Source organism: Mycobacteroides sp. H001, assembly GCF_001440005.1.
Taxonomy (GTDB): domain Bacteria; phylum Actinomycetota; class Actinomycetes; order Mycobacteriales; family Mycobacteriaceae; genus Mycobacterium; species Mycobacterium gwanakae.
In genome coordinates this window covers 118,398-127,597 of the sequence record NZ_LJYH01000029.1, presented here as the reverse complement: position 1 = coordinate 127,597, position 9,200 = coordinate 118,398, and the positions used below count along the sequence as shown (strand labels likewise).

The 9,200-nt window shown below is 64.5% G+C and carries 9 protein-coding genes and 1 pseudogene; 1 reads left to right on the top strand and 9 read right to left on the bottom strand.

Going from position 1 to position 9,200, the window contains the following annotated elements; all coding sequences use genetic code 11:
- Both AOT83_RS12870 and AOT83_RS12865 read right to left on the bottom strand, forming a co-directional pair.
- Window positions 1-626, bottom strand: a pseudogene (locus tag AOT83_RS12870) (hypothetical protein); the annotation flags it as partial.
- Entirely contained in the window at window positions 623-922 is a 300-nt protein-coding gene (locus tag AOT83_RS12865; protein WP_030095948.1) for a hypothetical protein, read from the bottom strand. The gene AOT83_RS12865 and the pseudogene AOT83_RS12870, both read right to left, overlap by 4 nt.
- 195 nt (window positions 923-1,117) lie before the next feature.
- On the opposite strand from AOT83_RS12865, the gene AOT83_RS12860 reads away from it, so the two are divergent.
- Entirely contained in the window at window positions 1,118-2,593 is a 1,476-nt protein-coding gene (locus tag AOT83_RS12860) for a glutamate-cysteine ligase family protein (protein ID WP_030095949.1), read from the top strand.
- 15 nt (window positions 2,594-2,608) lie between these two features.
- Here the strand turns inward: AOT83_RS12860 and AOT83_RS12855 are convergent, their stop codons facing one another.
- The 7 genes from AOT83_RS12855 to egtA all read right to left on the bottom strand — a co-directional run bounded on the left by AOT83_RS12855 (window position 2,609) and on the right by egtA (window position 9,192).
- Window positions 2,609-3,415, bottom strand: coding sequence for a DUF5995 family protein (locus tag AOT83_RS12855; protein WP_232784528.1), 807 nt, complete (start codon window positions 3,413-3,415; stop codon window positions 2,609-2,611).
- A gap of 65 nt (window positions 3,416-3,480) precedes the next feature.
- Entirely contained in the window at window positions 3,481-3,774 is a 294-nt protein-coding gene (locus AOT83_RS12850; protein WP_030095951.1) for a hypothetical protein, read from the bottom strand.
- 188 nt (window positions 3,775-3,962) lie between these two features.
- On the bottom strand, window positions 3,963-5,030 hold the full coding sequence (gene egtE, locus AOT83_RS12845; RefSeq protein ID WP_057963575.1) for an ergothioneine biosynthesis PLP-dependent enzyme EgtE: 1,068 nt from the start codon (window positions 5,028-5,030) through the stop codon (window positions 3,963-3,965).
- The gene (gene egtD / locus AOT83_RS12840; protein WP_198530408.1) at window positions 5,027-5,977 is read right to left on the bottom strand and encodes an L-histidine N(alpha)-methyltransferase; all 951 of its coding nucleotides are present in this window, start codon (window positions 5,975-5,977) and stop codon (window positions 5,027-5,029) included. The genes egtE and egtD overlap by 4 nt, the downstream gene beginning before the upstream one ends.
- 2 nt (window positions 5,978-5,979) lie before the next feature.
- Window positions 5,980-6,660, bottom strand: a complete 681-nt coding sequence (gene egtC / locus AOT83_RS12835) for an ergothioneine biosynthesis protein EgtC (RefSeq protein ID WP_057963573.1) — start codon at window positions 6,658-6,660, stop codon at window positions 5,980-5,982.
- A gap of 1 nt (window position 6,661) precedes the next feature.
- Window positions 6,662-7,957 carry an ergothioneine biosynthesis protein EgtB gene (gene egtB, locus AOT83_RS12830; protein WP_057963572.1) on the bottom strand — a complete coding sequence of 432 codons (1,296 nt, stop codon included), beginning with the start codon at window positions 7,955-7,957 and terminating at the stop codon, window positions 6,662-6,664.
- The gene (gene egtA, locus AOT83_RS12825) at window positions 7,954-9,192 is read right to left on the bottom strand and encodes an ergothioneine biosynthesis glutamate--cysteine ligase EgtA (RefSeq protein WP_030095956.1); all 1,239 of its coding nucleotides are present in this window, start codon (window positions 9,190-9,192) and stop codon (window positions 7,954-7,956) included. Before egtA ends, egtB begins: the two co-directional genes overlap by 4 nt.
- Window positions 9,193-9,200 lie beyond the last annotated feature (8 nt).

Below are 9,200 nucleotides of genomic sequence, written 5' to 3'. Positions count from 1 at the left end.
CCATGGCCCCCACCGAAACCGCCGCCACCGCCGCTGCCGCCACCGAATCCACTGCTGCCGGCCCGCATCGAGCCGCTTGCCGCACCGCCACTGCTGGCCGGTACGAACGCCGCGGGCTGCGTGCTGGCCGCCTTGTGCTCCGCGTCGACCGTCTCCGATGCCTTGCGCAGGTCATTCGACGAGGCGCGATCGGCCTCCTCAAGCGACTTCAGGGCCTGACGAATCGCGTCGGTCAGCCGACGGGCCTCGGCCTGCAGATCCCTGTTGCCCTGCGGAGCCGTGACCGTGCCGTCGTCGGCAACCTGCAGGCCCTTCGCGTTGGCCTCGTCCACCAGCGCCATCACCTTGTCACGCGCCGCAGTCAGTGCCGAGTGCCCGCCACGGACCGCCTCGGCCACATTGCCGATCGCGAACGAGAGCCGGTTGGTCGAGGACTGCTCGCTCGATGCCTGGTCATACGCCGCCGCGAAGGACTTGCCCTTCCAGAACGACTCTGCCGAGTCCAGATCGCGGACCACTCCGTCGATGGACAGGTCCAGGTTCTTGCTGGCATCTTCGATGGCCTTCGCGGCAGCGTCCAGGTTGGCGACATCCCACCCACGTAGCTGCGAAATCGTCGGTCTCACAGCCTGACCTCTCCGGCCCTGGTGACCTGCCTGCCGTTAGCGGCGTCCTGGCCCGTCAACGAGCCCGAACTGGTCTGAACAAAGTGTGAAATGCCCTCGATGCGTTCGGACGCACCGCCCCCGGCGCGTTTAAGTGCCGCACTGACGGCCCGCAGCACCTCAGCGAACTCGGTACCGGCAACCGCGTTGGCCGCCGCCTCGAAATCAACATCGGGAAACGCATCCTTCGCACGTCCTGCGACGCGACTCGCCAGCCGAGCCATCTCGGCACCGTTGGCCTTCATGATGTCGCTCATAGATACCTCCCCAAGGAACCGGTCCCACACGCACACGATGGCGCGGTTCGTCGCCAGATTGTGCCTCTGATCAGATACGACGGCGCTGCTGCTGATTTGGTTCCATGTTTTTCAACCTTTTTTCGCCGAATCGTCCGGGGCCGCGTACGGGCGAATCACCAGGTCCTAGCCCCCTGGTGGGGAAGAATACGACCCATGGGCGACGAAGTCGCACGCACCCAGTTCACCGGTGAGCACCGCCGGGCCTATCGCACCAAGGTGCAGAACTGTCTGGACGTGTTCGAGACCATGCTGTCGGAATCCAGATTCGACTTCGAACGACCGCTGACCGGCATGGAGATCGAGTTCAACCTCGTCGACGGCAATTACCAGCCGGCGATGACCAATACCGAAGTCCTCGCGTCGATCGCCGATCCGGCCTTTCAGACGGAACTGGGCGCCTACAACATCGAACTCAATGTGCCGCCCCGCGCACTCCCCGGCTCGGCGGCCCTGGAACTCGAAGACGACGTGCGCACGAGCCTGAACGCGGCGGAGCAGCGGGCCGGCGAGCGCGGCGCCCACATCGTGATGATCGGCATCCTGCCAACGGTCATGCCCGAACATCTGGACGGCGCGTGGATGAGCCCGTCCTCCCGATACCGGGCATTGAACGACGCGGTGTTCAACGCCCGTGGTGAGGACATGCAGATCGACATCACCGGTGCAGAACGGCTCAGCGTCAGGTCGCCGTCCATCGCCCCGGAGTCGGCGTGCACCAGCATGCAGCTGCATCTGCAGGTGGCCCCCGACGACTTCGCCGCCAACTGGAACGCCGCCCAGCTGCTGGCGGGCCCTCAGTTGGCGCTGGCCGCCAACTCACCGTTCTTCTTCGGCAAGTCCCTGTGGGCGGAGACGCGCATCGAGCTCTTCACGCAGTCCACCGACACCCGGCCCCAGGAACTCAAGGTGCAGGGGGTGCGCCCACGGGTGTGGTTCGGCGAGCGCTGGATCACCTCGATCTTCGACCTGTTCGAAGAGAACGTCCTCTACTTCCCATCGCTGCTGCCAGAGATCTCCGATGAGGACCCGGTGGCCGAGCTCGCGGCGGGGAGGGCGCCTCGACTTCAGGAACTGCGGTTGCACAACGGAACGGTCTATCGCTGGAACCGCCCGATCTACGACGTCGTCGACGGCACACCGCATCTACGCGTGGAAAATCGCGTACTGCCCGCCGGGCCGTCGGTGATCGATGTGATGGCCAATGCCGCGTTCTACTACGGCGCGCTTCGAGCCCTGTCCGAGGATGATCGTCCGGTCTGGACGAAGATGACTTTCGCTGCGGCACATGACAATTTCCTGGAGGGTGCCCGGCGTGGCGCAGAAGCCAGAATGTACTGGCCCGGCGTCGGCGAGATCACGGCCGATGAACTGACGCTGCGGCACCTGCTGCCCATGGCACACGAAGGATTGCAACGCTGGGGGGTGGCCACCGAGGTGCGTGATCGTTACCTCGGTGTCATTGAGGCGCGAGCGAAATCGGGCATCAACGGCGCGGCCTGGCAGACCCACACCGTCGGCGCGCTCGAAGAGCGTGGGTTGACTCGCAAGGCGGCGCTCAGCGAGATGCTCCGGATGTATTGCGAACACATGCATTCCAATGAACCGGTGCACACTTGGAAGCTGATCTAAACATGCCGTGCCGCATCACATCACGGTGCATATCGGCGCCGGTGTCTCCGCAATTCGATCCAGCACTCGCAGATTGGCCACCACATCGCGGCTCTCCCGTGCAGCGATCGCGTTGACAAACACGGACATTGGGGCGGGCGGACTGTAGACCAGCGCCCCCTGCTGTGCGATTTGCAGATCGCGCGCCAGGATCACGCCCGGATCGAGAACGTCCGGCACGGCGGCCAGCACCGCGGCGAACCGCCAAGCGCTATCGCGAAATGCTTTGACCGATTCGTTGATCACCGCGATCTGACGTTCCTGGAGCACCGCATACAAGTCGGCCAACACCGGAGACAACTCGTTGATGTCTCCCACCACGCCGTTCACCTGACTGGCCAGCACCGCATTGAGCCGGTTGAAGTCCTCGCGCAGCGACTGCAGCTGGGCACCACCGGCGACATTCTGGGCAACAATTCCAAGGTCGAGACCAATGTGCGCATTGACCCCGGCGAGCATGTGCTGCACCAGGATTGGCTGCTCCAGGTGAGCCGAATCAAATGTCACCTGCCACGAGTGCGCGGGTTTGCCGTACCGACCCGGGTGGAAGTAACCATTCAACGCAGCGAAATAGCGCTCGGCGAATTCCACATCGAACCGTTCCATCCGTACGCCATCCTGGAACACATGTTGCTCAATCGCGACGCCGACCGCGAGAGTGATCCTCTTATACAGCGCCGCGAAGTATCCGAGCCTGCTTGATACCCCGATTGACCACATGATGATCGAGTCGATCGCGGCAACGACTTCATCGATCGTCCTGCAGGTTGGCAGGGGATCCAAAGGAGGTATATTCTCTTGCACGCCTTTGCCTTTCAGGAATATCTATCCGGTTTCACCGCGCGCGTTTATCTGAGGAGATAGAGCCCGACCGTCCCGGCATCATTGGCCGCATAGACCGCCTCACCGGCACCACATCCTGCCTGATTGGCCGCTTCTACCGCCGAGGGAGCGTCCGCATGATTACCCATCCAGCGCCACTTCTTCACGCTGCCTACAGCATTGAGGTATATGTACAGTCCCACGGTGCCGTTGTCATTCACTTCGAAGACCACCTCACCGGCGCCGCACCCTGCTTGATTGGCCGCTTCCACCGCCGAGGGAGCATCCGCGTGATTACCCATCCACTGCCAGTTACTCATGAGAAGTCCTTGCCTGTTCGATAGCGTCACCCGCACCGCGCGGGCAAAGCTACGGTGGCATCGAACTCCCGGCCCAGGCACGAGTAGCCGACTACCTACATTTCGCCGCGCCTATACCCGAACTCGCATCAGATAGGTCATCTGCGCCGGAAAAGTGCTGGAGAAGCCCCAGATCTACGCTGCGAGGACTAGGCCAACGCTTCGGCCAACTGTTCCAGCTCTTCATCGGTGCCATCGACGTGCGGGCTGATCCGCAGCACCGGTTTGGTCATCTCGAACGGTGCTCGCACGGTCTCAGCAGCGGTCGCCACGATCCCATGCTCCTCGATGAGGTGCGCGCGCACCGCGACGACGTCAATGTCCCCGATGGGCTCCAGTGTGGTGATGGCACTGGGCTCGTCCACCGACTCCACCACTCGCCAATCGTTGAGTTCTCCCAGGATCTTTCGGGCCGCCCGTCCACGCTTAGCCAACGCGCCCTGAACCTCCGAGGGACCGGCCGCCAGATGCTGCCCCACCGCGACCGACAGCCCCACCCAGCCCGCGACATGTGCCTCGATATGGCCGGCCCATTGCGGAATCAGATGTGCAAGAGCTGGATTGACGGCAAGCACGCCCACACCACGCGGACCGGCCAACCACTTACGTGATGGTGCGTACATGGCGTCGGCGCCGAACGTGCAATCGATATGTCCCAGTGCCTGCGCGGCATCGACAACGACCGGCACCCCGGCCGCGCGCGCCAACGCGACTACGTCGGCGGCGGGCTGCACGGTGCCGCGGTGGCTGCCGACAACGGTGAAATGCACCAGGTCTACCTTCTCGCGGCGTAGAAACCCCTCGATCCCGTCAGTATCGGCGCGGCCGTCTCCGTCGACAGGCAACCACACCGGAGTGAATCCGAAGTGGTTCATGATCATCAGGTTCGGGCCGAATTCACCGGGCAGACAGGCGACAACCCGTCCGGCATCGACCGGCCACGACTGCAGCAGCGTACGCAGGGCATCGGCGGCGCCGGTGGTGAATTGCACCTGTGCCTCGGGCATGCCCGTCAGGTGACGTACTGCCGCACGTCCAGCCTCGAGTACCGGGGCCGCGGCTTCCTGCGCCACGTATCCGCCGATCTGCGCCTCGTGTTCGGCATGCTGAGCCACCGCCCGAATGGTGTCAACGCTCTGCCGTGAGCAGGCGGCCGAATCCAGGTGCAGACCGAGAACCGGTGGCCGGACCTGCCGCCACACCTCACCCAAGCTCACTGTTTCACCGCCAGCGACAGTCCGAAGTCATGGGAATCATCTGTCCACCAATGGGTCTGGCGCAGGCCCGCAGCGGCCAATTCCCGTGCCACACCCTCCCGCCGGAACTTGCACGACACCTCGGTCAACATCATCTCCCCCGCCCCGAAATCTACGACGAGATCCAGAGCTTCGATGGTTACCCGCTGGTCGCGCACGGAGCGCAGCCACATCTCCATGCGTTCCTCGTCACCGTTCCACAATGCGACGTGCTCGAAAGCCTCCAGGTCGAAATCGGCATCGAGTTCACGATTGATCACCGCCAGCACATTGCGATTGAAAGCGGCCGTCACACCGGCGCTGTCATCGTAGGCACGCACCAGGCGGCCGGTGTCCTTCACCAAATCAGTTCCGAGTAAAAGCATTTCGCCGGGTTGTAGGGTGTCCGCGACATCGACCAGGAATCGTGCACGCGGCTGCGAGGTCAGATTTCCGATCGTGGATCCCAAGAAGACGACGAGACGCCGGCCCTCCCGGGGAATCCGCCCGAGGTCCTGCTCGAAGTCGCCACACACGGCCCGCACCCGCATCCCCGGATACTCGGCGACCAGAGCATCCCCCGCCGCGCGCAGCACACCGGAATCCACGTCGAAGGGGATGAACGTTTTGGGAGCCAACGCGTCGAGCAGCATCCGCGTCTTTTCCGAGGTGCCGCTACCCAGCTCCACCAGGGTGTCGGCACCCGAAGCCGACGCGATATTGGCCGCATGAGTACGAAGTAGGCCAGCCTCTGTCCGCGTTGGGTAGTACTCCGGCAGCCGAGTGATCTCGTCGAACAGATCGCTACCCACCTCGTCGTAAAACCATTTAGGAGGAAGCGATTTCGCATCTGCGGTCAGACCCTGCCGGACATCACGGCGCAGCGCCTCGGCCGCCGCACCAGAGGCTAGGTGATTCTCCAGAGTCATGGTCATAGTGGCGCCACCTCTACCTTCCCATCGCGTACCCGCACCAATCTCCGGTCCGGGATGTCGACCCAGGACGGGTCGTCGTCGTACGGTTCGCTCGCCACCACCACACCGTCGGCGGCCTCCAGAATCGACAGGGTGTCACCCCAGGTCGTGGCGATCAACTCATTTCCGTTGGCCGCCAGAATATTCAGTCGCGCTGATGGATCCGCGGCGCCGACCTGCCGAACCGTCTCTCCCAGGTTCTCCAGGCCCGACGCGAAGATCCGGGCCGCCAGCACCGCGCTATCGACCACCGACTCCGCACCCGACACCTGGCCCACCGCGCCGCGATCGACAATCCCGTTGTGCGACAACAGCCAGGTTCCATCCGTGAACGGGGCGGCGGCGGACTCGTCGATGGGCATTCCGGCACTCGCGGACCGAACCGCAGCCACCACGCATCCGCTGCGTAACACCGGAGCCACCGAAGCGAAGGATGCATCACCCCACAGCGGACGTGCACTACGCCATCTACGGGGTGCCCCGTCGATGAAGAACCCGGCACCCCACCCGTCGGCGTTTACCAGACCATGCTTTTGGCGTCGTGGTGAATACGACTGCACCTCAAGGCCATGCGGCGGCTCCAGCATCAACGACGCCAGGCTCCGTGGCTCACCCAACCAGCCCAGATGACGACACATGCTAGACGTCCCAGGCCAGACGAACGCCGCTGAAGATCTGCCGGCGGATCGGATGATCCCAGTTGCGGAAGCTGGGCCGCATGATCGATGGGGACACCGCCCATGAGCCCCCGCGCAGTACGCGGTAGTCACCTGCCCCGGTACCTTCGAAGAACGGCTCGCTGTACTGCTGGTAGATCATCGGGGTGAAGCCGGGCCAGGGCCGCAGTGGTGATGTGGTCCACTCCCACACGTCGCCAAGCATCTGTTCAGCACCATAAGGCGACGCCGATGCCGGATAGGCGCCGACCGGGGCCGGTCCCAGGGCACCTCCCCCGAGGTTGGCCCGGTCACGGCTCGGGAGGTCCTCGCCCCACGGGAATCGCCGACGCACATTGACCTCCGGATCCCAGACACAGGCCTTTTCCCATTCGGCTTCGGTCGGCAATCGCGCGCCCGCCCAGGCGGCGTAGGCCTGCGCCTCGTGAAAGGTGACGTGCTGCACCGGCTCATCGGGCACTCTCTGCAACTCACGCCCGAACCGCGTCAGCGTTCCGCCGCGGTTCCAAAACTTGGGCGCCGTGAGGTCTTCCATGCATCGATGTGTCCATCCGGCCTCGGTCCAGAACTCCTCGCGCCGATATCCGCCGTCGGCGATGAATGCCGACCACTCGGCGTTGGTCACCGGAACCGTGCCGATCCGGAAACTCGGGAGATCCACCACATGTGCGGGGCGCTCATTGTCCAGCGCGAACGGTTCGTCGATCGCGTCGACGCCGAGTACGAATGGACCCGCCGGCACCAGCACCGAGGTTCCCACCACTCCTGGGCGCCCCGGCGGCAACGGGTCCACGCGCTCCAGCAGGGCAGCCCCGCGACGAATCGATAAGGCCTGCAACATGGTTTCGTCATGCTGATGTTCATGGCTGAGCACCATGGCGTAGGTGAATTCGTCCGAACGTGCCGATCCGTCGGAGGGCAGTGCCTCCAGCCGGTCCAGAACCCGGCCTCGCACCTCGTGACAGAAGGAACGTGCCTGTGCCGGGGAAAGCAGCGGCAGCTGCACCCGGCTGGCCCGGGTGTGACGGAACGCGTCATACAGGGACTCGATGTCGCCGGGCAGCATTCCCGGTTTCTGCGGATCACCGTCGCGCAGTAGCCAGAGTTCTTCCTGCTGTCCGATATGCGCCAGGTCCCACACCAGTGGACTCATCAGGGGGTCGTACTGACGATGGAGCTCGGCATCGTCATGATCGGTGATGGTCAGCGTGCGCAGACGCGCGGCTTCGAGGTCGCGCGCCAACTCTTCCCGGATCACTGAGTCGCCCCCGAGAATGCCTGCTCCACACCGTATTCCGCGACATTGTCCATGAAGTCGTCGGCGGGACATCGGCCTTCTTCGACACGCTCCAATAGGAAGGCCATATCCGCGGCCAGCTCGGACGGCGCCACCGCGCACGCCGCCGCCACCAGCCGACGCCCGGCCGCATGGAGGGCGGGATCCGCCAGGCCGGCTCGCGATGCCGTCTCCCACGCGTCACCAACGGGTTCGACCGTCTCCGCGGCGATATCGGCGACCTGCGGATGGTCGAGCGCGGCGACCGCGGTGAATGCCAGCGCGGGCCACCACCAATCCGGTGCGGCATCCAGGTACCGCAGCTCCAACCAGCGGCGCGGTCGCACCGGAGGAAACAGCGTGGTCAGGTGATAGTCGAGGTCGTCGGTGGTGGGAGCGCGCCCTGCAAGCCGCACGGTCCCGTCAGCCCAGGATTGGAACGGCACATGGGTGACAACCGCATCGGCGCCGTCCTTGTTTCGCACCAGCATGACGGGTGCTCGCAACGCGTATCTGACCCAGGATTCGGTCGGGTCGGCGCCGATCTCGACCGGGGCGCAGCGTCGCGGGTCCAGGTTGTCCCAGATCCACTGTCGGGTGTTTCGCCGCCCCGTACGCCGACCGGCCAGCATCGGCGAGGAGGCCGAGAGCGCCGCCATCGTCGGACCCATCCGCTGCGCCAGCACAAATCTGTCCCGCCACTGCCGCGGTGTCCCGGACTGCAGATTGACCTGCAATGACGCGGTGCAGGTCATCATCTGCAGCGCGGTCTCACCGAAACCAGCAGCACCGAAATGGCCCGCCATGGCGCCGTACCGTGCTGCGGGATTGACGCGTTCGGGGGTGCGCAGCGGGTCGGTGCCCAAGCTGGCCAGCGCAATCCCGGCGCCACGGTATGTCGAGGTCAGGATCGAGTGATCGGCCCGCATCGACGAGATCGCCGACCAGATATCTGCGTGCGGGGGTCCGGAGAGTTCGACGGCCCCACCCGGTTCAAAGGTGATCGCGCTGCGACCGGGCAGATCGTGAACGGTCTCCGCGATGTCATGCAGCCGATTCCAGCCGACCCTGCGGTGCGGAGCCGTCAGCTCGACGGTATGAGATTCCAGCTCCAGCCCGACCGTGCCGACATGTGCGTCGGCGAAAGACTGCCGAGCGATGTGCTCGGCAGCCTCGTCCGCGTTCGACAGTGTCTCCACTGTCGAAGTGGTGGCCATCTCTCCAA